Below are 26,931 nucleotides of genomic sequence, written 5' to 3' on the forward strand. Positions count from 1 at the left end.
CCCCCTGTCACCTTTTCACTACCTTATCTCCACACAGATTTTAACGTGTAGAGCTCTAACGATTTCAATTTAACCTTTCCATTTTTCGCATAAAGCTCGATTTGCTTACTATCTTGATTTGGGAAGATTAAGTCTGTAATTACCGACACACCATCGTTCCCAAACAACTCTACAGACGACTGATCCACTAAAACATGTAAGGTGATCTTATGATTCTCTGGCAGCAGAATGGTCTCATGTTTCCCGGCGAAGTCCTCATGGAAAACCGCCTCTCCCGAATGGGTTCGATCTACAAATAAGGTTTGGTTTACCGGGTTATATCCAATAATCGTTTCTTCATTGGTACCCTTGCAAAGCTTGAATCCAAATTCTTCGGCCGATCCAATTTCAAACTTGGCAATGATTTCGAATGTATTGCTTTTTATATTTGCCAAAAGATTTTGCTCCGGTACTACTGCTTCGTTTTCTAGCACTGCCTTATCATGACGAAGACTCTGTAATTCACGAATCGGCTTTTGTACGAGCCTAATCCCTTCCTCTGTTTTTTTTAACTCTAGTACTCTAGGAATCGTCATCGCACTTCGCCATTCTTTTGTAGGGATAACCTTGGCATAACGCCAATTACTCATCCAGCCAATATAGATCCTTCTTCCGTCTTCAGCCGGAATATCTGACCAGCTGACCCCCGCATAATTATCGCGGCCATGGTCAACCCACAGAGTCGCCTCCGGCTCGTGATAATTGAAAAATGTTTTCCCATCAAAGTCGCCAATAAAATATTGCGTTCTTGATCCTTCTTTATATTTTGGGTCATTGCCGATGCTGACAAATAACACCCATTTTTTCTGATTGGAATCACCATCAACAGGCAATTCAAACAAGTCGGGACACTCCCAAACCCCCTGATGGGAGCCATGTCCTGCTCCAAACTCACTGGCAAACTCCCATGAAATTAAATTTTGGGAACAATACACTCTAACCGTTTGGCCAGCGGCTAATACCATGATCCATTGATTGGTCTCACGATGCCAGAACACTTTTGGATCGCGAAAATCTGTAACACTTTCTTCTTGAAGAACAGGGTTTCCTTCATATTTTACCCATGTGCGTCCATTGTCTTTGCTATAGGCAAGACTCTGCCTTTGTCGTGGCCGATTTGAATCAGGGTATGTATCCGCATGGGTAAAAATCGCCACTAGCCCCGATTTCCCATCAAAGAAACCGCTAGTATCGTTCCAATCTACCACAGCGCTACCAGAAAAAATCGTCCCATGATCATCTGGAGCTAAAGCAATCGGGAGATGCTCCCAATGAACAAGATCCTTACTTACCGCATGTCCCCAATGCATCGGCCCCCATGTTGTTCCATTGGGATGATATTGATAGAATAAATGATATTCCCCATTATAAAACACCATCCCATTCGGGTCATTCATCCAGTTTCTTTCTGGAGTGAAGTGGAACTGGGGCCTGTATTTTTCGGTATAATACTGTTGTTTTTCCAAAATGTTATTCATTTACGTCTTCCTTTCTCAGGAGTTCTTTTTAAAAACCTTTCAACCTGATCGATTGTTGGAATACTTGGAATTCCACCTTTTCCTTCTGTCGTTAGTGCCCCTATCGCGTTAGCGAAAGTAACCATTTCTTCGAAGTCTGCTGCCGTTAAATGATCTAATGGTTTATTTATTTCAAGGAATTGATATAATACACCGCCAACAAAAGCATCTCCTGCTCCTGTTGTATCAACAACGTTTACTTTGTATCCTTCTTTTTGGCCAGATACGTGTTTGCTTCGATAAAAACAGCCTTCTGGGCCTAGAGTTACAAAGATAACAGCAGTGCCATATTGTTCCTGTAAAACTTCCGTTCCTTTTGCCACATCACGATAACCAGTTAAAAATTCCAGCTCTTCCTCTGATATTTTCACTATATCTGCATATTCAAATCCCTTTAAAATCTGCCGTTTCGCTTCATCATGTGACCGCCATAAAGGAATTCGCAAATTAGGATCATAGGAAACTGTCACCTTGTGCTTTTTTGCATATTCCAATGCAGTAAAAGTAGCAGCAGCTGCAGGTTCATTCGTTAATGATAAGGAACCGAAATGAAAGATTCGGGATTGTTGAATTGTCTCCTCATCAATTTCATCTTTCTCCAGCATGATATCAGCTCCTGGATTCCGGTAAAAACTAAAGGAACGATCCCCTTTTTCATCCAGATGAACAAAAGCCAGTGTGGTATTGACAGTTTCCGAGAATAAAAGATTGCTTGTATCTATCTTTTGGTCTTCTAGGACACACTTGAGCAGATGGCCAAATTGATCCCGGCCCACTTTTCCAATAAACGCCGTTTTCTTATTTAATCTGGAGAGTGCCGCAAGGACATTGGCTGGTGCCCCGCCAGGGTTGGTCTCAAATAATACATGCCCCTTTTCCGAATGACCGGAGGGGGTAAAATCAATTAATACTTCACCTAATGCCGTGACATCATACATGTACATCATCCCATTTTTTATTTTTTCAAAAAAAATCCAGACAACTAGGGAGGTCTGGCTTTATATCAGGATTATTGCTTGTTATAGCGGTCCAATCCTTTTTGGTAAACTTTCATTAATTTATCGAGTCCCATATCATTCAATTGCTTCACATACGCATCCCATTCTTTTTCAATACCGCCATCGATCAACCATTGCGCTTCTTTCTGTTTCACAAATGCTTTAATTTCAGGCTCAATCGTATTAATCACTTCCAGTTCTTCAGGACTAAAGAAGATGGATGGGTAATTTTCCTGTACCATATGCGGTCTGTAATGCTGATCAAGTATTTGCAATCTTTCCTTCGCTCTTGGCTCCATATCTACCACTTTTCCAAAGTGGTCTCTTAGAACGACAAACGGACCGCCTGGAGCAACCTTTTGACGCAATTCACCCATAGCCACGCCAGCAGGAAGTTTTTTATTGACTAACATACCATTGGCATCTTCCTCGTAAATTTCACCGATTGGTCCCCAGTTAATTTGCGCAGACATTTTTGGCTCATACAATTGGTCAACCCAGCGCATCGTAATCTCAGGATTTTTGTTGGCCGAAGTAATGACAAAAGCATCTCTTCCATATTCGGAGTAATTGGAACGTCCAATGACGATATTGCCATCTTTCCCTTTTAAAGGAGGCATAACGACGTAGTCTTTCGCTCGATCAGGACCAACTACTTCCGTATTTTCCCACCAAATGAATGAGCCTAGGGTTGGATCCTGGGTTTTCCCTTTAGCAAATAGCTGCTCCGTCTTTTGAGTTACAACCTCAGGGTCAATTAAACCTTCTTTCACCCATCCGTTATAATACTTAATCGCTTCTTTAAATTCTGGCTGAACCGCTGCATAGATCACTTTTCCATCTCTGACCACGCGGTGATCCGCTTCAAATGGTGCATCCGGCAGGCCAAATAATCCGATTAAATCCCCTTCATTCCCGCACCAGCCGTTATACCAGAAAGTCAGGCCAATTTCATCTTGCTTTCCATTTCCATTTGGATCTTTTTCCTTAAATGCTTTTAGCACATCATGGTATTCTTCTAAGTTCGTTGGCATTTCAAGGCCTAGTTTTTCTAACCATGTTTTATTAATGAACATAATGTTAGGCATTCCGATAAGGTCCATTTCTTCCGCACGCGGCAAGGAATAAATATGACCATCAGGTGCGGTTACCACTTTTTTTAAATCGGGTCTTTGTTCGAACAGCTTCTTTAAATTAGGAGCATATTTATCAATTAACTCCTCTAAAGGTATAATGGTTCCGTTTTGGCCATATTGAACAAGGTCATGATCACTAAATCCAGAGGCATAAAACGCATCTGGCAGATCACCGCTTGCCAGCATTAAATTTTTCTTTTCTTGATATCCATCGCCAGGGATATTATTCCATTTTATTTTTACGTTCGTTGCTTCTTGAAGTCGGTCAAAAATGACCATTTCTGAATAGTCAGGTGCTAAAGGTGCCTTTGGTGAAACAATGTGTAACGTAACTTCTTTGTCGACAATCGGTAAGCCTGTTTCATTAAAGACAGCCTTTTCTGCTGGATCTGTCTTAGCGGAGTCGTTGTTAGAGCATCCTGTCAATGCTAATGAAGCACTTAACCCTAATACCAATGCCATGGAAACTTCCTTTTTGTTACTCTTCATTCTTTTCTTCATCGATTTAAGCATTGATTTTCCTCCTCGTTTAATAAAAAGTCTTCTATTAACCTTTAATTCCGCCAATCATAACACCTTTCACAAAATACTTTTGGACAAATGGATATACGATTAAAAGCGGAATAGAAGCTACAATAATCACACCGTATTTAATTAACTCTGAGACTCGTTGCTTCGCTGCCAATGAATCCAAGTCACTGATCATCATCGTGGATGCTTCATTTTGAATTAAGATGTTTCGTAATATTAATTGAAGCGGATATAAATTTTCATTATTTAAGTAGATTAATGCATCAAAGTAAGAATTCCAGTGTCCAACTGCATAGAATAACACCATTACTGCGACAATTGGTTTGGATAGCGGCAGGACAATCTTCCAGAAAAACTTGGCATCGGAACAGCCGTCCATTTTGGCTGCTTCTAGCAGCTCGTTAGGAATGGAAGTCTCGAAAAAGGTTTTCGCTACAATCACATTCCATACGGCTACAGCCTTCGGCAAGATTAAGGCCCACATTGTATTAAGTAAACCTAAATTTTTTACTACTAAATAAGTAGGGATTAAACCGCCTGAGAAAAACATCGTCATTAGAAACAAGAACATGATCACATTTCTTCCATATAAATCTTTTCTGGATAAGGCATAGGCTGCCATTAGGGTAAAAGAAACATTTACGATTGTTCCAACAACTGTATAGACGATAGAGTTCTTATAACCCAGCCATATCTTGCTATCCTGAAAGATCCGTTCATATCCTTCGAAGGTAAGTTCTTTTGGCAGCAGCCATACCTTACCATCGTAAATCATATTGGGATCACTAAAGGAAGCAATCACGATAAAGTACAAAGGATAAACTACCAATATTAAGATGATTGCAACCAGGAAGACATTAATAATATCAAACACCTTATCTTCCTTGGACCTTCTTGTAATCTTCTTATTTTTCAAAGCTAGTAAACCCATTTTTCCTGCACCTCCCTTACCATAAGCCTGTACCGGATAATTTCTTCGCGAACTTATTGACTGCGATTAATAAAATTAAGTTAATCACTGAATTAAACAATCCAACTGCGGCTGCAAAACTATATTGCGCCTGCTGTAAACCCATCTTATAAACATAGGTTGGGATAATCTCTGCTGCCGGCTGGTTCATCGGTGTTTGTAAAAGATAGGCTTTTTCAAATCCAATATTCATAATGTTGCCAACTGATAAAATTAATAGAATAACAGCCGTAGGCATAATGGCTGGAATATCTACATGAAAGATCCGCTGCCACTTATTAGCCCCATCCATAACCGCAGCTTCATGCAGTTCCGGACTGACTCCTGCTAAAGCTGCCAGATAAATAATGGCAGCCCATCCTGTTTCTTGCCAAACACCTGAAGCGATATACAATGGTTTAAACCATTCCGGTTTTGCCATAAATGAAATCGGATCGCCGCCGAAGATCAGGATTAAGTTATTAATAAGTCCATTGTTTGAAAAGAAAACATAGATCATACCTGCTAAAACAACCACTGAGATAAAATGCGGTGCATAAACTACTGTCTGAACGAAACGTTTGTATTTTTCACTCCTAATTTGATTCAACATCAGAGCAAGAAAAATCGGAAGCGGAAAACCAACGATTAATTGAGTAACGCTGAGACCAAGCGTGTTTTTTATAAGGGTCCAAAATTGATAGGAATCAAAGAATCGCTCAAAATGCTTAAATCCGACCCAAGGACTTCCCATAATCCCTTTTGTTGCCACAAAATCTTTAAAAGCAATTAATACTCCATACATCGGGACATAATGGAATACAATAAAATAAATTAATGCCGGTAAAAGAAATAAATAGAGCTGGTAATTACTCAAGATTTTTTTAAACTTTATTCTTTTTTTACTTTGGATAGGTGAATCAATCACATGATTTGCCTTCCTTGCCAATTCCATCCCCTTACCCCGCTTTCATGTATTTTTTTGTTAAATTATAACTAAGATTTAATAAATCCCTTACTCTTGCATTCTGTTGAAACGTTTCCAATATGATTCTAAAAAAATATAAAAAGCTTATATGTTCTCATTCTTTACTTAAAAAGGGCTCGATAAATCCCCTGGTCCAACACATTAATTGAAACGTTTCCAATTAAAAAATAACGTTAGACCGGAAACGTTTCCAACCTAGGGTAAAAAATTCTAATTGTTAAGTCGTTTCTCCTTCTCTGAACATGACAGGGATTCGATAAATCTCTTGCTCCAGTGTTTGTCCTTCAATCTTTCTTAAGAGAAGTTTCACAGACATTCTGGCCATTTCTTCAACAGGCTGTCGGATCGTTGATAGAATCGGGTGAAACAGCTTATTATCTTGAATTCCATCATAACCGATTACTTTTACATCCTCAGGAGTTCGTATTCCGTATTGTTTAGCTTTATCAATATATTTGGCGGCTAATAGATCAGTATTAGCAAATACCCCGGAAATATGGCGTAGTTCTTTTATTTTAAAGAAATTTTCGAAATATTCATCGTCATTATAAACAGTATCATTCTCCTCATAAATGATATATTCAATCCCTTGGGCCTTTGCTTCATCGATAAATCCTTTTTTCCGAAGTTCGACCTCACTGTATGCAGAACTAGTGATTCCAAGATACGCTACTTTTTTTGCTCCTGCCTTTACTAGTTCTTTTAAGGCAATGCGGCCGCCAGTATAGTTATCTGAAGTCACACATGTGATTTTTTTTCCAAAATGGCGGTCAATGCTGATGATCGGAATATCGGTGCTTACACTATCTTCGATGTCATTGTAAGTGATTCCAATAATGCCTGCTACTTTATTCTGATTGAGCATGTCTAAATAATAAAGCTCTTTGTCAGGCCTGCCCCCGCTATTGCAGAGCATCAATTTATACCCTTCCCGATCAAGCTCATCTTCGATATAATAGGCTAGTTCCGAGAAAAACGGATGCCATATACTAGGGAGTAATAATGCAACCATTGTTGATTTTTGCATTTTAAAGTTTCTTGCCACTTCATTAGGTATGTAATTTAATTGTTTGATCGCAGCATTCACTTTCTCCCGTGTTTCGTTCCTTACATTCGGATGATTGTTAATGACTCGTGAAACAGTGCCAACTCCAACTCCCGCCAGGTCCGCAACATCTTTTAAGCTTGGCACTACAACTACCTCCAATATTAAAGCGATTTCATAAACTTATAATATCACTTCGTTGGAAACGTTTCAACGATTTTTTTAAAAAAATTAAAATATTCAAAAAATAGCTGAGGATATTCCTTCTCAACTATTTTCCCTTTCAGATATGCTTGGATATTATCCTCCTTTAAAGACCTTAATAGGTCAGGTCTAACCCCATCTAACATCTCTACTTCAACATTCGGACTATAAATTTCTTTTATCCTGTTTTTCCCTTAACTACCTTTCTTTATTGGGAGAACTAAAAAAATGCTTTAATAATTAATTTACTGCCTATTTTTCTAATTGGTTGTGCTCTAATGATAGAGATTATTGATGAATTTTTCGGAAGTGCCCCATAGAAGATAAGAAGCACTCCCTACTGGAAGCTGTCCTTAAGCGTCCATTGGAAATAAACGGTCCATCTTCAACTTATTTTTTAAAAAATTTGTTATCTTTGGCTTCTTAAAGCATAAACATCAGTATCGAGCACCGGAAAAGAGGGAGAGCCTTGTCCTTTATTGGATTTGAACTGATATCAACACGAGCATGGACTGTTTTGCCAGGTCACACTTTTTCTATGTGCATTTTATGGAATAAAAAAAAGATCTCTTCATCAATCGGAAGAGATATCTATCATGAATCCGGAATGATTCTTCCAGAGAAGAGAATTGCGGCTACTGGGAGGATTCACCATCTATCCGAAAATACAATAAACCGCTTTGAACCTTTACAAACAGCCTCATGCAAGCTCATTAGCCGTCCAGAATCCCCCCTGGCTGATCTTAAAATTGAACTCTTAGTGCCGAACAAAGGTATTATGGAGCCTATTGAACGAACGACCGCTCTATACTTATGGCAAAAAGAAAACAATCTTACAAAAAGAACAGTGCTCTACTTAGATCCCCAATCCATACAAAGAACCCCACCAAATCAATTTTACATGGATCTTTCTTTTATAATCACCAAAGTATAGAGTGGCAAAGAGGCTGATCTGCCGCCTTAAAAACCATATGATACTGCTGAATAACTTTGATCTATTTCCAGCCATAAAACGGCGGTGCCTACAGCTTCTTTTTCCTATCAACAGCCATATTTATTTTCATTACTTATGATCTTCCCATCTCATCCTCCTAAACTAATATCGGTGTTAAGAAATAAACAATTAAAAAGGCTGTAAATATGCGCATGACGATTCCTAATATAGCTGCTCCCATTGCTTCTTTTTCAGTTAGTTCAGAATTAGCTGCCCATATAACCGGGATTTGACCAAAGATAGTAGACAAGGGTAAACCGGATGACGCTAGCACGAATGATCCAATTACCAAACGCGGATCCAAAGATCCAGCAATCTCTGATAACTGGCCCATTGCCAGCGCCGGGCTAGCCAATATGGAAAGAATACCGGTCTCAGGATGAATATTTAAAGCTAACAATACTGTTGACAAGCCGGATTCAAACTTTGACCAAACCCCGATATAGTCCAAAACACCAATACCAGCAAAAACGACAGCTGCAGCCGGAATGATAAGAAGGAATAAAAGCTCTGCTCCCTCCCGGGCTGCATTAAATAATGTAGGCAGAAATCCTGTATTGGGTGTGAATTGAGGCAATTTTTCTATTTGAACAGCCCTCGTATCCCGATAAAGGGTTTTAGATAGAAGAAAAGGAACAATGATGACAGGCATAAAAACCGCTAACACAACAACGACAAAGGCATTGGCCCCAACAGCAGTTAAAGCAACCATACCTAACATAAATGTAGCAAAGGATTGCTGCGATTGAACCATGGTTGCTACCGCTATTTTTTGCTCTGCTTTTGTTGCTCCTGAACGGATCAAAATCGGTCCGGCAATTTTTCCGGCAGCATTAATATCACCAAGAATATTATATATACTTGGAATGATAACAGCTGAATTCACTTTCATCAGCTTTGTAACAGGGATAAAGATCCGAATTAACGCATCCGTAAACCCTAGCCTTTCCAGTACCCGGCCAATAATGACACTAACCATAATGGAAACTCCCACCGTGCCGGTTAAAAATACCTCTACGATAATGGGGAAAACGTTATCGACAATTGAAGTAAATAACCCAGCTAATGTTCCTGGATTGATTAACAATACTAACAGTGAGATTATGACTAAACCAAGACCTACTACTTCGATTCGGGTCCATTTTCTCGTTAAAGGAATCGGGACACTGTTCTCTTCTATTTCTAAATTTTTTTGTACTAACGATTTAACCTCGCTCATCTACCTGCACTCCTTTTTTATAGTGTATGGACAGCCGTTTTTTTCAATAGATAACCAGAAGCCATTTCTTCTGCATATTTCTTTAAATGTGGAGATCCCATTTCATTTAAGGATATGCTTGTCACACGTTCTCGAAAAACAACAACTTCAACACCAGGCAGCAGTTTGTCTAAGGCATAAGCTAAAGGTAAACCATTTTCAAGTATTTCTAACACATGGCAGTTTCCAATAATAAAATTAAGTCCTAATTCCTTAGCCGTTTCAATAAGAGGATGTCCATCGTAAACCCGGCTAATAGAAGCGAGAACAGTGTCAGCTTCCGGGTGTTCTTTGATGACTTGACGTAAATGGTCAGGGGAAAATCCCGTATGCGGAAAAATGTGCACAATATTGTTCACGGGGCTGGTTTCTTCCCCATAAACAATTCGCCCCCGTGTCACTGTACTTGTTTCAGTCATAGATGAACTATTGCGTATTTCCTTTTCAGTATGTAATAGATCATCTTCGTCCTGCAGACCCATAAAATGGTCCAGCCGGGTTAAAATATCTCCGAGTGTGTTCACCTCTGGGAGTACTTTTCCTACATATAAAATATTTCCGTGTACTCCTCCATAAGAAACTTCTGTCCGGTATACCTTGTGGCCGTGCAAAAAAGGGATTCCAGGATGCAATCCATGAAATGCTTCATGCAATTCAAATGCAGCTATATGATAGAGATCGAGATAGTTTTTCAAAATTACTCCACCTGAATTAGCTGCTTCAGCTATCGGATGATGAGCAACAATGGCATCGACACCAGTAGCACCGGCAAGTTCGATACATCCTTCTGTCATTGTCATAGCAACTGCTATTTTTTTTACTTCTTTTTTCATTTCACCATAGACAAGACCAGGAGTTTCAATGATCTCTTTACCGGGAATGTTGGAAGTCTTCATGATGACAAAGGGATGCTCACCTCTCGTAATATCATTTAGAGATTTAATCACTCTTCCTCCTGTAAGGTCATCCAGCGCATTTAATACATCTTCTACTGTTTTCATAATGTTGCCTCCTCTTTTTTTATAGGCTCTGTTAAACTTGTGTGTTGATTTCCGCTGCAGGCACTCGCTTTCCGCGGGCGGTCCGGGAGCCTCCTCGTCGCTTTGCGACTGTGGGGTCTCCCTTTGATCCGCACTCCCGCAGGAGTCTCGCGCCTTCCACTCCAATCAACACGTGCTAAAATCATTAATGGACTTTCACAGAGCCTTTTTATAAAAAAAACCGTCAGCACAAATCAAACAGACGGTAGTCTGAAAGATTGTACTGACGGTTTTTATGCACTCTTAAGAGTTCAATGGACCAGTCACCTTTATTTAGTTTTATACCCTGGAAATATATGCACTTGTATCTTGATCTAGGGTAATTATAGTACCTGAAAGTTCAGTAATGGGATCATAATCCTTTAAAATAGAAAGTACCTTCATCCCATATTTTTCTTCAAGGACTTTCCTTAAATGTTCCTTATAACTATCTATGATGGCAATGTCGGTCATTCGGGTTACAAAGCGATTAATCTCGTCCAAATGTTTAAGAGATGGAATTCTCTTATGATAGGCAAAAATTAATATCTTATCCCCCAAAAAGTCGATTCTTTGACTTTTGACACCAATGTTAAACAAAAGAAGGTTGATATTGTTATAGTCCTTGATAAGTTCCTGTTTAAATGGGCCAGCAGTCCAACTCATTTACTCACACCATCTTTTTGAAATTTCAGAATCATTTGATAAATAGAATTTACCATAGTTAATACTATCTGTAAAGTGTTTATACTAAAAATATGTTTTACTAGATAAGATTTTGCACCCCCGATATAATTAACCCTCTACCTTCAGAGGTCCGGCACACTAGTCACCTGGACTTACTCATTCCGCCAGCTTTCCAAGGTTATTATTTGTTACGCTTCATATGCAGCTTCTCCCCTAATTACAACCATCTTTATACTTTCTAAATTATTTAGGCACTCAAGTGGATTTTCTTTAAGCAAAATCAGATTTGCCCTGTAGTTCTCTTTAATTTGGCCAACATCACGTCCTAAAATTTTCCCGGCATTTACTGTTGCTGTTTTCAGCACCTTTTTTGCATCAGGAATTATCTCAAACATCGTATACAATTCATCCAGCAGCGCCCGGTGAGACGTACATGGTGAACCAGCATCTGAGCCAGCACCTATCAAAATATTCCGGTTAAAGTATGATTCAAATGCATTTCGATGAATGTTGACGATTTCCTCTGCTTTATCTCGTGCATAAGAAGGAATTCCTTCTTGTGTAGCAATTTGCTTATAGACGAACAATGTTGGAATCCAGGCGGTATTCCGTTCCTCCATTAAGGCAGCCAGTTCATCATCCAGAAAATGGCCATGCTCAATCGTATCCACACCCGCAAGTATCGAATTATAGATTCCATCACGGCCAATCGCATGGGACGCAACTTTGAGTCCAAAACGATGCGCCTCTTTACAGATGACTTCCTGCTCTTCCAGACTAAGCTCTGCATTGCCGACCTGTTCCCCTTCTATTCTTCCATAAACCCCGCCTGTAGAACTTACTTTTATAACCTCAGCACCTTTAAAAATTTGTTCCCGTACACCCTTTAATGCCTCTTCCTTCCCATCGACAAATCTTGCCCAGAACGGATCATGGCCTCCTGTCATGGTTAATGTTTTTCCGCTGGCAATGACATCGGGACCGGGAATGAGCCCCCTTTTGATTCCTTTTGCTACATGCAGAGCAATATCATCAACTGAGCCGATGTCCCTGACAGTCGTTATTCCGTGACGAAGATATGTTTGACAATTGGAAACAGCTCGTAGCAGCATCTGCTCATTGCCTTCTGTTTCGGAGGTATGAACTGGATTTAATGAACCGTCCCACATCATATGAATATGTAAATCTATTAAGCCTGGAGCCAAATATCCTCCATTCCCATCGATAACCTTTACGTTGGCTGGCAGTTTGGACTCAGGGATAATTTCCTTTATCAACCCATCCTTTATCCAAAGAGCTAAGTCTTTCTTACATTCTAATTCTTCGCCAAATAATAGTTGCACATTCGAAATCACAAATTCCATCACATGTTCCTCCTATCACATTTAAAAGGAAGAAGTACGATACTTCTTCCTATCTCGTTTGATATATGAGTTAAAAAAGCAGGGACTTCATATCACGCGGGTATTCTGTAATTAAACGACATCCATCAGATGTAATAAGAACGGTATCAGAGTGTCTAAAACCGCCAACCCCCGGTATATAAACTCCAGGTTCAATCGAGAACGCCATTCCTTCCTCTGTTACATCATGATGGTCATAACGCAAAAATGGCTGCTCATGAGCGGATACACCTATTCCATGTCCGGTACGGTGAATCGCATATTTTTCAAGTCCCGCCTTTTCAAACACTTGACGGGCAACACCATCTACCTCTGAAAATTTTACACCTGGCTTAATAAAATCAATCGCACGCTGCTGCGCTTCTATTGCAGCTTGAAATGCCTTTTCCTGTTCAGATGTTGGCTTCCCAACAATGACGGTTCTCTCCAATTCAGCACGATACCCATTTAGCCCAACCTGTCTGCTGTGAATAATGACATCCCCAGCTTCAATCTTTCTTGTGTTGGAAAAAACATGCGGCATAATGCTTCGTTTTAACCCGGAAGGCGACATAACAACAACATCAATCACTGAATCAGGATATTGTGCAGAAGTTGCTTCAAACAGTGCAGCATTTCCCGCTGCATCCATTTCCATTTCTGTAATTCCAACTCGAATTTGTGCTAATGACTTACTTACTGCCAGGTTCACTAATTGTCCGGCCTGCTCCAGCATGTGAATTTCTTCTTGATCTTTGATAAATCGCATTTGATAGATGAATTGCCCGACATCAACTACCTGATAGCCTGATTCCTGAAGATAGAGAAGAACCTCACCCGGAATAAAGGCTAAATCCACACCAATTTTTGATGAGGCAGGACTTTGTTTAACCAATGCACGTATATGTTCAATAGGCGATGTCTCATCCCCGCCAGCCCCAGGATGTTCATAATAAACTAGAACATCATCTGCATGTGAATGTTCCAGGGCATGGGTTTCTTCAAGGCCAGGAACAATCATGGCTGTCTTTTCCTGTAAATGAAAGATGATGGGCCGAGAGTATATAAGAGCTTTAAAATTTGTTAAATAAAATTGATGATCAGGATTAAATACAAAAACAGCAGAAATGGAATGATCCTTCATATACTCTTTTAACCGATTGATCCTCTTCCTTGTATCCACAAACTCCAACTCCTTTTTTTAAAAAGTTTATTAGGTTGTATGATTAGTATTAAGGTCTGCTGTGACATTTTTATTTCTCGTTGCCAAACTGACAATAATAAGTGTTAAAACTGATAATGGAAGGGCAAACAGGACACTATTCCAATCTAAAGGCCGATCAAGACCAATTTCCCAAAGCATAGTAGCAGAACCTCCCACAATCATGGAGCTGATGACACCTGCTTTTGTTGCATTCTTCCATAGTACAGTTGCAAGAATGGCAGGAGTTAAGGACGCGCCATACATCGTATAGGAATACATTTGGATTGCCAGGACGCTTGGGAAGAATTGACCTAACACATAAGCAAGGACCCCTAATATCACGACAATCACACGGTTGTACCATAGAAGTTTACTTTCTGATAGTTTGCTTTTACTGGAGCGCTGGATTAGGTCACTAACAATATTTCCTGATGCTGATAACAGATAAGAAGTGGCTGTTGTGATAATAAAGGCAACGGCTGAACAAAGAATGAGCAATCCGACTATAAGAGGTACACCATCAATCGCAAGTGATAAAATGGCTGTATCAGGTTTAATGGCTGGAAAAAGCACAATGGAGGTAGTTGCTAAGATGATGGTTAAACTAATGACAAAAACACTGCCAACAAAAAAACCGATAGTGGATTTCCGGGCTACGTTCGGATCTTTCGCAGCGGAAAATCGCTGATACATGTTTTGATCACCCAGAACGAGTAAAAACAATGGCAGGAAGAAACCGAGAAGCTGCGGAAATGATAAGCCGCCATTCCATGTCTTATTTGTTTCAGGCAAAGATAGAGCTAATCCTTCAAACCCTCCAACAGCATTCAATGCAAAGGGAACCCCGAATAGAAAGCCAATGATAATTAAGATGGCACTAAGTGCATCCGTATAAGCAACCGAAAATAGCCCCCCGCTTACAGTTAAGAAGATAACCAGAGCACACATAATGATGGCTCCAACTTCCAATGGAATTCCGGTGGTTAATTGCAGTACATAGGCTCCACCTGTAAACTGATAGGCTGTTATTCCGACAAAGGCGAAGATGATAATAACGGATGATATATAAAGAGCTGTTTTTCCGAAACGCCTTTCCAATAGTTCAGGTACTGTATAGATCTCAATCTTTCGAATCTTAGAAGCTATAAAATATAAAATGATAGCTCCAACAATCCCGCCTGAAAGATTAAAAATAGCGGCAAACGGTCCGTATTGGTAAATAAAGCTCGCTCCGCCGACTACAGTTCCAGATCCAACAAACGTCGCCAGAAGAGTTCCCATTACGACGAATAGCGGCAAGCTTCGTCCTGCAACCATGAAATCATCACTGTTTTTCACCGATTTTTTTGCGAAATACACACCAATCAGCGCCATCAGAATCAGATAAAGAATGACTGCTACTAAATAAATGTTCAATAAGCTCACTCCTTTTACTATTTTTATATAAGGCTGTGTGGAAGCTTAAGGCAGATTTTATCTTGGAACAGCGCTCCATGTTTTCTAATTAATTTCCTTTGGGAACGATGTATACAACGGGACCCCACAATCGCAGAGCCCCGTTGCAGTTCCGCTACAGCTTACTGAAATCATGACACCAAAGCTTGAAAACAAACATTTGTCGTCCGAATATTTCAGCTGACCAAAACACCATTTTTCATCACAAGCTTGTCTCCTCGCAAACTATTTAAATCGTTTAGAGGATTGCTGTCTACAATCAACAAATCTGCGAACTTTCCTGGAGAAATACTGCCGCGCTGTTCTTCAATTCCCAGACATTCAGCGGCAACATTCGTAGATGCTTTTATGACTTCCATTTCCGACATTCCCGCTTCACGCATAATCGCTAATTCATCATAATAATAGCGAGGCGGGGTTAATGGAGAGCCACAGTCAGTACCCGTTGCAATCTTCACTCCGATTTGAACAGCCTCCTGCAGCATGGAGAAATGCGGTCCCACTACTTGCTTCGCTTTCTCAAGAGCATATGCCGGAATGTCAGGACTGCTTATAAGCTGTCTCATGACGGCCATTGTCGGCACCAAAAAGGTTCCCTGATTTTTCATGATTTCAAGAGCCTGACGATCTGCGTAAATTCCATGTTCGATTGTATCAATCCCGACCTCTAAACAATTCATGATTCCTTCAATTCCATCTGCATGAGCAGAGACCTTTTTGTTCTTCTTTAATGCCTCTTCTTTAGCCGCACTCAGTTCTTCTATTGTTAATTGTACGGAACCAGGTTCTTCCCCTTTGGTATAAATACCGCCAGTTGCCATCACCTTCACCAGGTCTGCCCCTTCCTTGAGCACCCTTCTTGTATTCTTGCGAACTTCGTCCGGCCCATCAGATTCGTAGCCTAAATAATAGACATGTCCGCCTGTCATACAAATAGGTGCTCCAGAAGCTATAATAGTAGGTCCTAAAAGCATGCCGGAATCAATGACATTTCTTACATGTAATACGGTGCGATCCGGTGCACCCAAATCTCTTACCGTAGTGACTCCTAATTTCAGTGTATCGAATGCATGCTTGTAGGCTTCTAAAGCAATTCTGTCATTTTCTTCATTTTTTATGACGGATTGCGGGTCTGCACTGCCATTCCAAACGAGATGTACATGGCAGTCAATCAGGCCGGGAAGTATATGTTTTCCGGTACAATCAATAACTTCAAACCCTTCTGTTTCACCTGGCTCCCCTTGCTGCACCCCTGATATTTTCCCATTTTCAACCTTAATGTACGCATTCTCCAGCACCTCATCATTTAGTCCGTCAATAATGCTGCCATTTTTTAAGATCCATTTCGTGTTTGCCGGCATTGTATAGCCCCCCTATTGTTTGATTATTCAAAATCATAACAATAGAAAGATTATTTATCATTGTATACTACAAACAAAAAAGAGACAGTCATTTGTCTCTTATAAACAATTCTATTGAAACTGGCCTGCCTTCTGTTTATAGCTGTGTATAGAAAATGCCAGCATCAGCATCGAATAATTGGATGGATTTTGAATATCCACCTCCATTAATTCGGTTATTTTCTGCAATCTGTACTTTACCGTATTAGGATGCACAAATAATTCGCCGCTCGATTTTTGCAGATTGAAAAAGTGTTTTAAGTATGTATAGAGCGTTTCAGTTAAGGAAGCATTTTTTTCCTGATCATAGGCAAACAATGGGCCCAGTAATTCTTCATCGAAGTTTTGAAACAAATGATGGGATTGTAAATTATAGGCTATTTTTTCAATCCCCATTTCATCCCAAAAAGCCAATTGTGTATCGTTAACTTGACAATGTGCTAACCCTATAGATGATTGTTCATACATAGCTTTCATTTTGCTGCAATGGTTCACTTCTTCTATCCCACTTACACCAATACGGACTCCTGGATCATCTGTCAGGATTTTTGCTAACCTGTCTCTGTCTAAAATCGAATCAATCACCCCGGCAATTTTTCTGTTATAAATCCATAATCGGGAGTTCGTTTCATTTTCTATTAAACTCTCAGAAAGCATTTGAAGCTTTGACTGAAGTGTTTCCGGAGAGGAGGACTGCACCTGGAAAATGCATCTTACCTTCTTAAGGTCCATATAAAAATCAGATAGGTTTTTATTATCGGACTCACCTTGAAAAATACTTTCCAGCATTTCTATATCTTTGCTTTTTTGATAGTGGAGCAATGTATTTTTATTATAGGCAGCTAAACTTAAAGCACGTATACCGTTCTTAATGACCTCTTCTGAATACTTATCCGCCGTTCCATTTTGAAATATAATGAGATACCCAAGAAAGTTCATCTTAGAAAACAAGGGGGCTACCTTGAAATTCTGATCAGAAAGACGATCCATTTTCACAGCTATATTCGCTTCACGATTGGTAAAGCGCACTTTTAACACGTTCTCTTTATGCTGGATTATGATTAAATTGATCAGCTGCTTAATTTCATTTCTGGTTTGCTCTTTCGTTTTCCAATACGCAATCAAATCAAAATACGGGTCTAACACACACACCACATTGTTAATATATTCTCCTATCACTTTTACAATTGAATTTAAATCCTTTTCCAGGAGAACAATTTCCATCAGTTTTTCATTTAATTTATGTATTTTCAAAGCCTGTTCGTTTTCCCTCTGATTGACTAGCTGATTATATTTCTCGTGTATGATATAGTATGGGACCTCTTGGGGGATTTCAAAGAGAGGAAAAGAATTGAAATTGGAGTAGTCGATCACTTCCTTTGGAATTGCTTTCAATGCTGCTGTATGAAAACCAACTGCACTAATTCCGATCTCCTGCATCCATTCTAAATGGCTAATCATTTGATTCACATCCTTAAAAGCGTGAAAAGTGGTCATAACAAACCCTTTTTCTTTCATACGGGATGTTTTTTCAGTAAGCTCCATACTAGTTAAGTAGGCAATCTCTTTATTCATATTTTGCCTGCTGCCGCTTACCAGCAAAATATTATCCCGTTCTAACACATCTGCAAACTCTTTTACTGTAATCATAAGATCCCCCTTTGGAAGTAACATGTTTTTTTTGGACAGCTTCATTGATCCAATCCACCATTCGACTTTGTCTATCATGCCTGTGCGCGGCCCCTAATTTTTAGTATGAATCTCTTATCAATAGCACTTAATTAATATACTTATGATTATTCTTTAGCTTGTTTATATTATAAAGGCAGCTTCTGCTAAATAAAATCGAAAAAAAGCCTTATTATCATAATGAAGGCTAGATCTGCCTGGTAAGTCGAACAGAGCAGCCAATTGCCTTAACATACTGCGACAATCGTTTTTATATTAGCTAAATAAAAAACGGTCCCCTTACTTTCTTACCGAAAGCAAAAGAACCGTTCCTATTATCTCTTTCTCACATCCCAAATTTCTTAAGCCTTTTATAAAAGGTACTTCTTGGAATGCCGAGGAATTTTGCTGCTGCTGTTACATTTCCATTTGTCCGTTTTAATGCATCCAGCATTAAATCCCGTTGTATTTTCTCACGTGCTTTTAAACTTGTTTCTTCCACTTTGCTTTCTTCATTCTGATTCGCTGGAATGGATGAGTGATTCATGTTTAATAGCTCTAGAGGCTGTTCTAAAATGGGGCTGTCTGACTGATGATCAGGGAGCATAATGTGCAGGCGCTCCATCAGATTGGTTAGTTCTCTTATGTTTCCCGGCCAGTCATAGTCTCTTAATCTAGTCACCAGATCCTGGATGTCTATGCTGCCTAAGCTCCAGTTGTTCTTTTGGCAAATATGCTTAATGAGATACGGGATATCTTCTTTTCTATTTCTTAGAGGCGGAACATCAATAGGATATACATTTAACCTGTAATAAAGATCCTCACGGAATTCTCTCCGTTTTACTAGTTCTGTAATGTCACGGTGTGTGGCCGTTATGATCCGTACATCCAAAGGAACTTCTTTGGTTCCGCCAATAGGGGTGACTTTCCTTTCCTGAAGGACTCGCAGTAAAGCTACCTGCATCGTGTGCGGAATTTCACCAATTTCATCAAGAAAAATCGTTCCCTGTTGAGCCTGTTCAAATTTCCCTTTATATCCTTGACGCTTAGCCCCGGTAAATGCCCCCTCTGCATATCCAAAGAGCTCACTTTCAATAAGGTCTTTAGGAATGGCCCCGCAATTTAACGAGATAAAAGGGCCGTTTTTGCGAGGGCTGTTATCGTGAATGGCCCTTGCAATCATCTCTTTGCCTGTACCCGTTTCTCCTGAGATAAATACGGTAGCATCTGTTGGAGCAACGAGTTTTACTTTCTTTAATGTGTTCTGGAAAATCTCACTTACTCCACATTCCCCTTTAAATAAAAAGGAGTCTGCTGGTCTTGATGGAATGAAGCAAGCTTTTTGATAAGGCACATTCACTTCAGACAGGAAAAGGCAGATTCCATTAATACAGTTGTCTTCCTTTATATAGAAAGGCATTTCAGACTTAATCTGGTATCTGTTATGCAGTAATTCCTGCAGATTCATTCCAATGACTTGCGGTATTTTCTCACGGACGGGTTTACTTGCGGATATTATTTGTTTGTGCTGATTACATACAATGAAGAGTTGGTTATGATGGGTCTCAGCTAATTGGGATGCTTGCCGGACAATTGTAATTTCTTTGCTATAGGATCTCTTAATTAATTCTTTTTCAATAGCATAAGCAATGGAAGTAACCATGCCAATCATAAAAGGATGAGATTGCTCTACGGGACATGAAACATCAATGACTCCAAGTAAGCTTCCATGGTCATCCATGATGGGAGTCGCAGAGCAGCTCCATTGATGAGAAGCCACAGAGTAATGCTCAGGGCCCTGAATCATGACCGCTTCTTTTGTTTCCAATGCCGTTCCGATTGCATTTGTCCCGACAGCGGCCTCAGTCCAGCGTACGCCTTCGACAAAGTTAATTCTGCGGGCATCCTTTAATGTTTTCTCGTTCCCCAATAGGGATAATACATATCCATCAGGATCGACCAATAATGCCATCATGCCTGAACTTTTTATCATCGGATCCATCTTCTTTAAATAAGGGTCAGTCATTTCTATTAGCAGTGAATTTTGAGCTTTCTTATTATGTAGTTCTTCTTCAGTTAATAAATGCATGCCTTTATTCAAATATGGGTTTACTCTTTCTTTTTTACATCGGTACCAGGATTCCAAAATTCGTTTGTCTAATCGCGCTTTATCAAGAACACCTTCATGAACAAATCTCTTCCAAGTATCAAAATAAAAGGTTGTTTTCATGGAGCCCCCTCTTATATGAAAAATTTTCTGCATACATTTCTTACTTCTGTGAAGAAAATCAGAGTTTTTCAAGTTAATTATATTAAATTATGAATCCGCTTACAACAAACAGCTAGAATGAATATTCAAAAAATAAGCTTCGTGCAATAGCACGAAGCCGGATATCATTTTATAATGAGGGGTCTACCAGTATTTTAATTTGGTTCTTATTGTTCGTTAATGCTTCAAACCCTTCAGTAACGATTTGATCAAGGGAAATTTTTTTCGTGATTAACTCTGTTGCTTTCATTTGTCCATTGGCAATCAACTGAATAACTTGCGGAAAGATGTTTCGATAAGCTATGATACTAGTCATCTTTCTCTCTGTTAAAATAAATTGGTTTACCGGAATGCTGGCTGGTTTTTCCCATATGCTGATATTCACTACATTTCCTTCCGGTTTTGTCGATTCAATTGCGGTATGAATAGTAGCCTCGATTCCAGCTACCTCGAATGCGACATCGACTCCAAGCCCATTTGTAAATTCTTTTATGGCTTCAACTGGTTCTCTTTCTAAAGGATCAATGACAAGGTCTGCTCCAGCCTGTTCTGCAAAATCCCTTCGTTCTGGGGAAACCTCAACCGCAGCAATTTTACTTGCACCCGCTGCCTTAGCTGCTTGAATAACCAGCAAACCGATTGGCCCTGTACCAATAACAGCGACTGAATCCCCTATCTTCATGTCACTTTGGCGGACAGCGTGAACGGCAACAGCTGCCGGCTCAACTAGAGCTGCTTGTTCCCATGTCATATTGTCCGGAATTTTATGAATCATCTTAGATGGCACCACACTGTATTCCGAAAAGCCTCCTAATCCGCCGGAGAGACCTATAAACCCTAATTGTTCACAAACATTATAGTGTCCTTTACGGCAAGAGTGGCATGTTCCGCAGCTGTAAATCGGCTCTACGCACACGCGGTCACCCACTTTAATTCCAGTCACATCTTCCCCAACGGCAGCGACCACCCCGGCAAACTCATGGCCCATGACAATTGGCGCCTTGTCCTTCGATATGGGGTGGGGTTCTTCTACTGGGATAAAAATGGGACCGGCCAAATATTCGTGCAAATCTGACCCGCATATTCCACAATAAGAAACCTTTATTTTCACCTGATCTTTTTCCAGAGAAGGCTCAGGAATTGTTTCCACACGGATATCTTTTGTGTCATACCAAAGAGCAGCTTTCATTCAATGACCTCCCTTTTATACATGAACAGCATGACCAACGGCCTTAAGCAGCCCTTCATGAACGGCTTCAGAAAGGGTTGGATGGGCGGCGATGAAATTTTCCATCATGTCTGCTGTCAGTTCTGCATGAAGCATGACAGCTCCTTGCCCAATAAGCTCTGTAGCATGAGCTCCAACGATGGAAATTCCTACGATTTCCCCGAATTCCAGATCGATCATGACCTTTACTTTTCCAGCCTGTTCATTGGCGATTAGCGCCTTGCCATTTGCCGAGAATGGAAACTCACCAATTCTGATATCACCATATTTATCTCTCGCCTGCTTTTCCGTTAAGCCAACACTTGCTATTTCAGGTGATGTGTAAATACAGCGGGGAACAGCGCTGGCATGAACCACGTCATCCATCCCGCAGGCATTTAAAGCCGCCACTTTTCCTTCATGGAAAGCCATATGGGCAAGCTGAATTCCACCGACTACGTCACCGCATGCATAAATGGAAGGGATGTTTGTTTGCATTTGGTCATTAACATGGATCCCCTGATTGGAAAAGTCAACCCCTACACCTTCTAAACCCAAGTGATTGACTCTAGGCTTGCGGCCAATGGAAACGAGAACCAGGTCTGCCTGAATTTCATGGAGTCCCTTATCGTCTTCAATGAACGCTTTCTTTCGGGCTGATTCCAAATCCTTGAGAGCGGCAGAAGTGTAAATCGCTGCACCGTCTTTTTCAAGCTGTTTATGTAAGACACCAGCGATATCCTCATCTTCGCCTGGAAGGAGCTGACCCGCCATCTCGACAATGGTCACCTTTGTACCCATTCTGCTGAAAATACTGGCAAACTCACAGCCTATTACACCACCGCCGACAATCAGCAGCGAGGATGGAATCGACTGAAGCGACATTGCCTGGCCGCTATGAATAACCCAATGTCCATCAAAGGGAGCGAAGGGTAATGGGGCAGGTTCCGAACCTGCCGCTATGATTATTTTATCTGCCTTTATCTCTTGTTGATTTCCATTGCTCACAACCTGCAGAACTTGACTTGTCTTGAAAGAGGCCGTTCCTTTAATTACCTTCACTTTATTTTTCTTCATTAAATATTGAATTCCTTGAACAAGAGTTGAAACGATACTGTTTTTACGATCCTGGACTGCATTCCAATCAATTTCTATTTGCCCAGGTGGCAGATGAATCCCAAACTTATTGGCATGATATAGCTGACTGTACACTTCAGCACTTTCTAAAAGAGATTTTGTTGGCATACAGCCTTCATTTAAACATGTTCCTCCAAGAGGCCCTTGGTCAATAATGGTAACTTCCTGACCCTGCTGGGCAGCAGTAATGGCAGCTACATATCCAGCAGGTCCACCTCCAATAATGGCGATCGATCCCAAAGCATTCCCTTCTTTCTATAAAAGCATCGTAACCGGCTCTTCCAAAAACTGTTTGACTGTTTGTAAAAACGCTGCGGCCGGTGCCCCATCAAGGACACGGTGGTCAAACGTCAGGCTGAGAGGCAGGATGTTTCTTTTTTCTATTTTTTCCCCCTTAAAAACCGGAGTATCATAGACAGCGCCGACCCCAAGAATTCCTGATTCCGGCGGATTTAAGATTGGGGTAAAATGTTCAATTCCGTACGACCCAAGATTACTGATCGTAAATGTAGATCCCTCCATCTCTTCGCTGCTCAGCTGCCCAACTCTTGCCTTCTGTGCCAAAGTTTTAATGCTACTTGACAATTCAACGAGAGAACACTTTTCAGAATGGCGAATGACTGGAACAACTAAGCCCTTATCAATAGCAACTGCCATTCCAAGATGCACATGCTTAAATAAATGGATTGTCTCATTGATATAGGCACTATTCATTTGCGGATGCTGCTGAAGCGAAAGCACAACTGCCCGAGCAATAAAGTCTGTCACCGTCAGTTTATTCTCATAACGGTTTTGAACCGTTTCGGCTGTTTGCTTCTGCAGAGCGATTAATTCCGTCACATCCACCTTCATGTTCATCGTCAGCTGTGCGGTCTGCTGCAGGCTATCATGCATTCTGCCTGCAATAACCTTTCGAATGCCAGAAACCTTCATTTCCTGAGCCTGTTCAGCTGATTCCAAGGCGGGTTTGTCCATTTGCTTCTCTTCTGCCTTATGCACACGGGATTGTTTCAAAGCTTCCTGAACATCTTCCTTCGTAATTCTTCCTCCAGGTCCTGTACCCTGGATTTCACTAATATTGATGCCGCCCGCCTCTGCCATTTTTCTGGCTACTGGTGAAATTTTTACGCGGTCTCCACCGGTTTTCACCTGCTTGCTCTTCTCCGGTGTTTCTTTTACTTGAGATTCAGCATCTGCTTTAGGCTCCTGAGTTTGTACAGAGGCACTCACCGGAGCAATTTTTTCACCTGGATTGCCGATATAACAAATAACAGCTCCTGGTGGAACTCCTTCCCCTTCAGGAACGGCAATTTCCAATAATGTTCCTTCTGCTGGAGATTCTACATCTATTTCAATTTTTTCCGAGCTTACACTTGCAATCGGTTCACCTTTTCCAACCTGATCCCCGACCTGCTTGTTCCATACGGATACCGTTCCTTCTTTCATGGCCATTCCCAATTTTGGCATTACAACTTCTACTGACATGGTTATCCCGCCTTCCCATTACACTTCAAGAGGTGTTCCTAATAACTCCGATACCACTTTCACCACACGTTCTGCTTTTGGCAGATATATATCCTCAAGCGGCGGAGAGAACGGTACAGGAGTATGAGGAGCTGTGATCCGTTTGATTGGTGCATCAAGGTGATCGAAGCCTTTGTCAGCCACCAGTGCGGCTATATCTGTCGCTATACTGCATCTTGGATTGGCTTCATCTATCACAATGAGTCTGTTTGTCTTTTCTACTGATGAAAGAATCGTTTCTTCATCCAATGGCGAAAGGCTCCGCGGATCGACAACTTCTATTTCAATTCCTTTTTGAGAAAGCTGTTCCGCAGCCTCCAATGCTGTATGAACCTGCTTCCCTATGGCCACAACCGTCACGTCGGATCCTTCCCTTTTAATATCTGCTTTGCCAATTGGAATCGTATAATAGCCTTCTGGAACATCACCTGTCATGTTATAGAGGGTCTTATCTTCAAAGAAGATGACCGGGTCATTATCCTCTATTGCAGCAAGCAATAATCCCTTTGCTTCATATGGGGTTGATGGCACGACCACTTTCACACCCGGAATCGCTGTAAATAGAGCATATAAACTTTGAGAATGCTGGGCAGCCGCTCTAAATCCGGCACCGTGCATCGTTCTAATCGTAACGGGAACCTGTGCTTTGCCGCCAAACATGTAACGGAATTTTGCTCCCTGATTTAAAACCTCGTCCAAACAGCTTCCAATAAAATCATTAAACATTAATTCGGCAATGGGACGCAGTCCGGTAGATGCTGCAGCCATTGCAGCTCCCATATATCCTGCTTCCGTAATCGGTGTATCTAAAATCCGCTCCCGCCCAAACTCCTGGACAAGACCTTTCGTGACCCCAAGCACACCGCCCCATGCATCTTCATCCTGCAAGTGATCCACTTGAGCCCCGCCGGCAACATCTTCCCCCATTAAAATGACATTCTCATCCTTACGCATCGCTAGTTTCATAGCCTCATTGATGGCCCCTGACATACTTAACTTTCTTGTCATGAAAGATTCCTCCTTTTAATTGGATTATCAGAATGTGTATGATTCAAAACATGCCATTAAGCTCTTAAAACTAATAAGAGACGTATACGTCCGTTAACAGTTCGGATGCATTCGGATATGGACTTTCTTCACTGAACTTTACAGCTTGGTCTACTGCTTCCTCAGCAGATTTTTCAATGGCCCCAATTTCACTTTCAACCAGAAGCTGTTCACTCAATAAGTGCTTTCTAAATAGAAGAATGGCATCTTTTTCTTGCTTATGCTCTGCTTTTTCCTGATTTGCTTTGTAGGTTTGGGCATCTCCTTCAAAGTGGCCATAATTCCGGTATGTTACACATTCAATCAGTGTCGGACCTTCCCCGCGTCTTGCCCGCTGAACAGCTTCTTCGGCAGCCTGGTAGACAGCCAGAACATCTTTTCCATCCACCTTGATGCCAGGAATATTGTAGGCAATTGCCCGGTCCACAATGGACTTACAGCTCGATGCATACGAAAATGGCGTCGCTTCCGCGTATCCATTGTTTTCAGCAACAAAAACAACCGGAAGCTTCCAGATCGCAGCCAGATTAATTCCTTCATGGAAAGTCCCATGGTTTTGGGCACCGTCACCAAAGAAGCAAACGCTTACATTATCGGTCTTTTTATACTTGGCTGTTAGTGCTGAACCACAGGCAAGCGGAAACCCTCCTCCAACAATTCCATTGGCTCCAAGCATTCCTTTATCAAAGTCGGCAATATGCATGGACCCTCCCTTGCCCTTACATAACCCTGTGACTTTTCCATAAATTTCAGCCATCATTCCATCCAAATCACAGCCTTTAGCAATACAGTGTCCATGTCCCCGATGGGTGCTTGTTATACTGTCCTTGTCATTTAAATGAGCACACACTCCAACAGCTACGGCTTCCTCTCCAGCATATAAATGAACAAATCCAGGTAGGATCCCTTTTCCAAACAATTCATGAACTCTGTCCTCAAACTGACGGATTTCAACCATTTTTTGATACATCCACTGGGCTTTCTCCTTCGATAAAGCTACATCTTTACTGCTTTCCAATGCTTTCATTCTTTCAGCCTCCTTGGAAAAATAGATTTCAGCTAACTTAGTTGCAAGAACCGTGCCAAAAAAAAGAAGCCATTAATTCCGGCATTTTTGTGAAAATAACGTTCAAAAAAAATAGACAAAACGAGACACTGTCTCGATTTGTCTATTTTTGTTTCTATTAATAAGGAAGACAGCTAAAGGGTAAACGAAAGAAACCAGCCCATGGTTATCTCCTGCCACGTTCACCATTTAAGCGTTCGAACGGAA

21 protein-coding genes are annotated in these 26,931 nt (G+C 40.8%); 1 reads left to right on the forward strand and 20 read right to left on the reverse strand.

What is annotated here, in order from left to right; genetic code table 11:
* Positions 1 to 23 precede the first annotated feature (23 nt).
* The 6 genes from DFO73_RS02590 to DFO73_RS02615 all read right to left on the reverse strand — a co-directional run bounded on the left by DFO73_RS02590 (position 24) and on the right by DFO73_RS02615 (position 7,350).
* Positions 24 to 1,517, reverse strand: a complete 1,494-nt coding sequence (locus tag DFO73_RS02590) for a glycoside hydrolase family 32 protein (protein WP_110063216.1) — start codon at positions 1,515 to 1,517, stop codon at positions 24 to 26.
* The gene (locus tag DFO73_RS02595) at positions 1,514 to 2,494 is read right to left on the reverse strand and encodes a PfkB family carbohydrate kinase (RefSeq protein WP_110063217.1); all 981 of its coding nucleotides are present in this window, start codon (positions 2,492 to 2,494) and stop codon (positions 1,514 to 1,516) included. The genes DFO73_RS02590 and DFO73_RS02595 overlap by 4 nt, the downstream gene beginning before the upstream one ends.
* Positions 2,495 to 2,565: 71 nt before the next feature.
* Positions 2,566 to 4,203, reverse strand: a complete 1,638-nt coding sequence (locus DFO73_RS02600) for an ABC transporter substrate-binding protein (protein ID WP_258309159.1) — start codon at positions 4,201 to 4,203, stop codon at positions 2,566 to 2,568.
* A 34-nt stretch (positions 4,204 to 4,237) separates the two neighbouring features.
* A complete protein-coding gene (locus DFO73_RS02605; protein WP_110063218.1) occupies positions 4,238 to 5,152 on the reverse strand; it encodes a carbohydrate ABC transporter permease in 915 nt (304 codons plus the stop codon).
* A gap of 16 nt (positions 5,153 to 5,168) precedes the next feature.
* Positions 5,169 to 6,125 carry an ABC transporter permease gene (locus tag DFO73_RS02610; RefSeq protein WP_110063219.1) on the reverse strand — a complete coding sequence of 319 codons (957 nt, stop codon included), beginning with the start codon at positions 6,123 to 6,125 and terminating at the stop codon, positions 5,169 to 5,171.
* 250 nt (positions 6,126 to 6,375) lie between these two features.
* The gene (locus DFO73_RS02615) at positions 6,376 to 7,350 is read right to left on the reverse strand and encodes a LacI family DNA-binding transcriptional regulator (RefSeq protein WP_110063220.1); all 975 of its coding nucleotides are present in this window, start codon (positions 7,348 to 7,350) and stop codon (positions 6,376 to 6,378) included.
* Between the two features lie 526 nt (positions 7,351 to 7,876).
* Here DFO73_RS02615 and DFO73_RS02620 point away from each other — a divergent pair.
* The gene (locus DFO73_RS02620; RefSeq protein WP_110063221.1) at positions 7,877 to 8,341 is read left to right on the forward strand and encodes a hypothetical protein; all 465 of its coding nucleotides are present in this window, start codon (positions 7,877 to 7,879) and stop codon (positions 8,339 to 8,341) included.
* Positions 8,342 to 8,498: 157 nt separating this feature from the next.
* Here DFO73_RS02620 and DFO73_RS02625 read toward each other — a convergent pair whose 3' ends face one another.
* The 14 genes from DFO73_RS02625 to DFO73_RS02690 all read right to left on the reverse strand — a co-directional run bounded on the left by DFO73_RS02625 (position 8,499) and on the right by DFO73_RS02690 (position 26,685).
* Complete coding sequence (locus DFO73_RS02625) at positions 8,499 to 9,620, reverse strand: hypothetical protein (protein ID WP_110063222.1); 1,122 nt, start codon at positions 9,618 to 9,620, stop codon at positions 8,499 to 8,501.
* A gap of 17 nt (positions 9,621 to 9,637) precedes the next feature.
* Positions 9,638 to 10,660, reverse strand: a complete 1,023-nt coding sequence (locus DFO73_RS02630) for a Nif3-like dinuclear metal center hexameric protein (RefSeq protein ID WP_110063538.1) — start codon at positions 10,658 to 10,660, stop codon at positions 9,638 to 9,640.
* Positions 10,661 to 10,978: 318 nt separating this feature from the next.
* Entirely contained in the window at positions 10,979 to 11,344 is a 366-nt protein-coding gene (locus DFO73_RS02635; RefSeq protein WP_110063223.1) for a Na-translocating system protein MpsC family protein, read from the reverse strand.
* 209 nt (positions 11,345 to 11,553) lie between these two features.
* The gene (locus DFO73_RS02640; RefSeq protein ID WP_110063224.1) at positions 11,554 to 12,729 is read right to left on the reverse strand and encodes a metal-dependent hydrolase family protein; all 1,176 of its coding nucleotides are present in this window, start codon (positions 12,727 to 12,729) and stop codon (positions 11,554 to 11,556) included.
* Positions 12,730 to 12,799: 70 nt separating this feature from the next.
* Positions 12,800 to 13,930, reverse strand: coding sequence for a M24 family metallopeptidase (locus DFO73_RS02645; RefSeq protein WP_110063225.1), 1,131 nt, complete (start codon positions 13,928 to 13,930; stop codon positions 12,800 to 12,802).
* A 30-nt stretch (positions 13,931 to 13,960) separates the two neighbouring features.
* Positions 13,961 to 15,367: a sodium:solute symporter family protein gene (locus DFO73_RS02650; RefSeq protein ID WP_110063226.1), complete on the reverse strand. Its 1,407-nt coding sequence runs from the start codon at positions 15,365 to 15,367 to the stop codon at positions 13,961 to 13,963.
* A gap of 215 nt (positions 15,368 to 15,582) precedes the next feature.
* Entirely contained in the window at positions 15,583 to 16,767 is a 1,185-nt protein-coding gene (locus DFO73_RS02655) for a metal-dependent hydrolase family protein (protein WP_110063227.1), read from the reverse strand.
* Between the two features lie 111 nt (positions 16,768 to 16,878).
* Entirely contained in the window at positions 16,879 to 18,456 is a 1,578-nt protein-coding gene (locus DFO73_RS02660; RefSeq protein ID WP_110063539.1) for a PucR family transcriptional regulator, read from the reverse strand.
* 364 nt (positions 18,457 to 18,820) lie between these two features.
* Positions 18,821 to 20,704 carry a sigma-54-dependent Fis family transcriptional regulator gene (locus tag DFO73_RS02665; protein WP_110063228.1) on the reverse strand — a complete coding sequence of 628 codons (1,884 nt, stop codon included), beginning with the start codon at positions 20,702 to 20,704 and terminating at the stop codon, positions 18,821 to 18,823.
* 169 nt (positions 20,705 to 20,873) lie between these two features.
* Complete coding sequence (locus DFO73_RS02670) at positions 20,874 to 21,932, reverse strand: 2,3-butanediol dehydrogenase (protein WP_110063229.1); 1,059 nt, start codon at positions 21,930 to 21,932, stop codon at positions 20,874 to 20,876.
* Between the two features lie 15 nt (positions 21,933 to 21,947).
* Positions 21,948 to 23,327 (reverse strand): dihydrolipoyl dehydrogenase, encoded by a 1,380-nt coding sequence (lpdA, locus tag DFO73_RS02675; protein ID WP_110063230.1) that lies wholly within the window; start codon positions 23,325 to 23,327, stop codon positions 21,948 to 21,950.
* A gap of 15 nt (positions 23,328 to 23,342) precedes the next feature.
* Positions 23,343 to 24,572 carry a dihydrolipoamide acetyltransferase family protein gene (locus DFO73_RS02680; RefSeq protein WP_110063231.1) on the reverse strand — a complete coding sequence of 410 codons (1,230 nt, stop codon included), beginning with the start codon at positions 24,570 to 24,572 and terminating at the stop codon, positions 23,343 to 23,345.
* Between the two features lie 18 nt (positions 24,573 to 24,590).
* Positions 24,591 to 25,619, reverse strand: coding sequence for an alpha-ketoacid dehydrogenase subunit beta (locus DFO73_RS02685; RefSeq protein WP_110063232.1), 1,029 nt, complete (start codon positions 25,617 to 25,619; stop codon positions 24,591 to 24,593).
* Positions 25,620 to 25,689: 70 nt separating this feature from the next.
* A complete protein-coding gene (locus tag DFO73_RS02690) occupies positions 25,690 to 26,685 on the reverse strand; it encodes a thiamine pyrophosphate-dependent dehydrogenase E1 component subunit alpha (protein ID WP_110063233.1) in 996 nt (331 codons plus the stop codon).
* Between the last annotated feature and the right edge of the window lie 246 nt (positions 26,686 to 26,931).

Origin of the sequence: Cytobacillus oceanisediminis (genome assembly GCF_003182355.1) — a bacterium.
In the GTDB taxonomy this organism is placed as follows: Bacteria; Bacillota; Bacilli; order Bacillales; family Cytobacillaceae; genus Cytobacillus; species Cytobacillus oceanisediminis_A.

Excerpts from the sequence above, each read along its gene's own strand:
- DFO73_RS02690 (WP_110063233.1), bottom strand. The coding sequence starts at position 26,685 with ATGAAAGCATTGGAAAGCAGTAAAGATGTAGCTTTATCGAAGGAGAAA.
- DFO73_RS02590 (WP_110063216.1), bottom strand. The coding sequence starts at position 1,517 with ATGAATAACATTTTGGAAAAACAACAGTATTATACCGAAAAATACAGG.
- DFO73_RS02640 (WP_110063224.1), bottom strand. The coding sequence starts at position 12,729 with ATGGAATTTGTGATTTCGAATGTGCAACTATTATTTGGCGAAGAATTA.
- DFO73_RS02595 (WP_110063217.1), bottom strand. The coding sequence starts at position 2,494 with ATGTATGATGTCACGGCATTAGGTGAAGTATTAATTGATTTTACCCCC.
- DFO73_RS02635 (WP_110063223.1), bottom strand. The coding sequence starts at position 11,344 with ATGAGTTGGACTGCTGGCCCATTTAAACAGGAACTTATCAAGGACTAT.
- DFO73_RS02685 (WP_110063232.1), bottom strand. The coding sequence starts at position 25,619 with ATGACAAGAAAGTTAAGTATGTCAGGGGCCATCAATGAGGCTATGAAA.
- DFO73_RS02610 (WP_110063219.1), bottom strand. The coding sequence starts at position 6,125 with ATGGAATTGGCAAGGAAGGCAAATCATGTGATTGATTCACCTATCCAA.
- DFO73_RS02670 (WP_110063229.1), bottom strand. The coding sequence starts at position 21,932 with ATGAAAGCTGCTCTTTGGTATGACACAAAAGATATCCGTGTGGAAACA.
- DFO73_RS02600 (WP_258309159.1), bottom strand. The coding sequence starts at position 4,203 with ATGCTTAAATCGATGAAGAAAAGAATGAAGAGTAACAAAAAGGAAGTT.
- DFO73_RS02625 (WP_110063222.1), bottom strand. The coding sequence starts at position 9,620 with ATGAGCGAGGTTAAATCGTTAGTACAAAAAAATTTAGAAATAGAAGAG.
- DFO73_RS02660 (WP_110063539.1), bottom strand. The coding sequence starts at position 18,456 with ATGATTACAGTAAAAGAGTTTGCAGATGTGTTAGAACGGGATAATATT.
- DFO73_RS02665 (WP_110063228.1), bottom strand. The coding sequence starts at position 20,704 with ATGAAAACAACCTTTTATTTTGATACTTGGAAGAGATTTGTTCATGAA.
- DFO73_RS02605 (WP_110063218.1), bottom strand. The coding sequence starts at position 5,152 with ATGGGTTTACTAGCTTTGAAAAATAAGAAGATTACAAGAAGGTCCAAG.
- DFO73_RS02630 (WP_110063538.1), bottom strand. The coding sequence starts at position 10,660 with ATGAAAACAGTAGAAGATGTATTAAATGCGCTGGATGACCTTACAGGA.
- DFO73_RS02680 (WP_110063231.1), bottom strand. The coding sequence starts at position 24,572 with ATGTCAGTAGAAGTTGTAATGCCAAAATTGGGAATGGCCATGAAAGAA.
- DFO73_RS02655 (WP_110063227.1), bottom strand. The coding sequence starts at position 16,767 with ATGCCGGCAAACACGAAATGGATCTTAAAAAATGGCAGCATTATTGAC.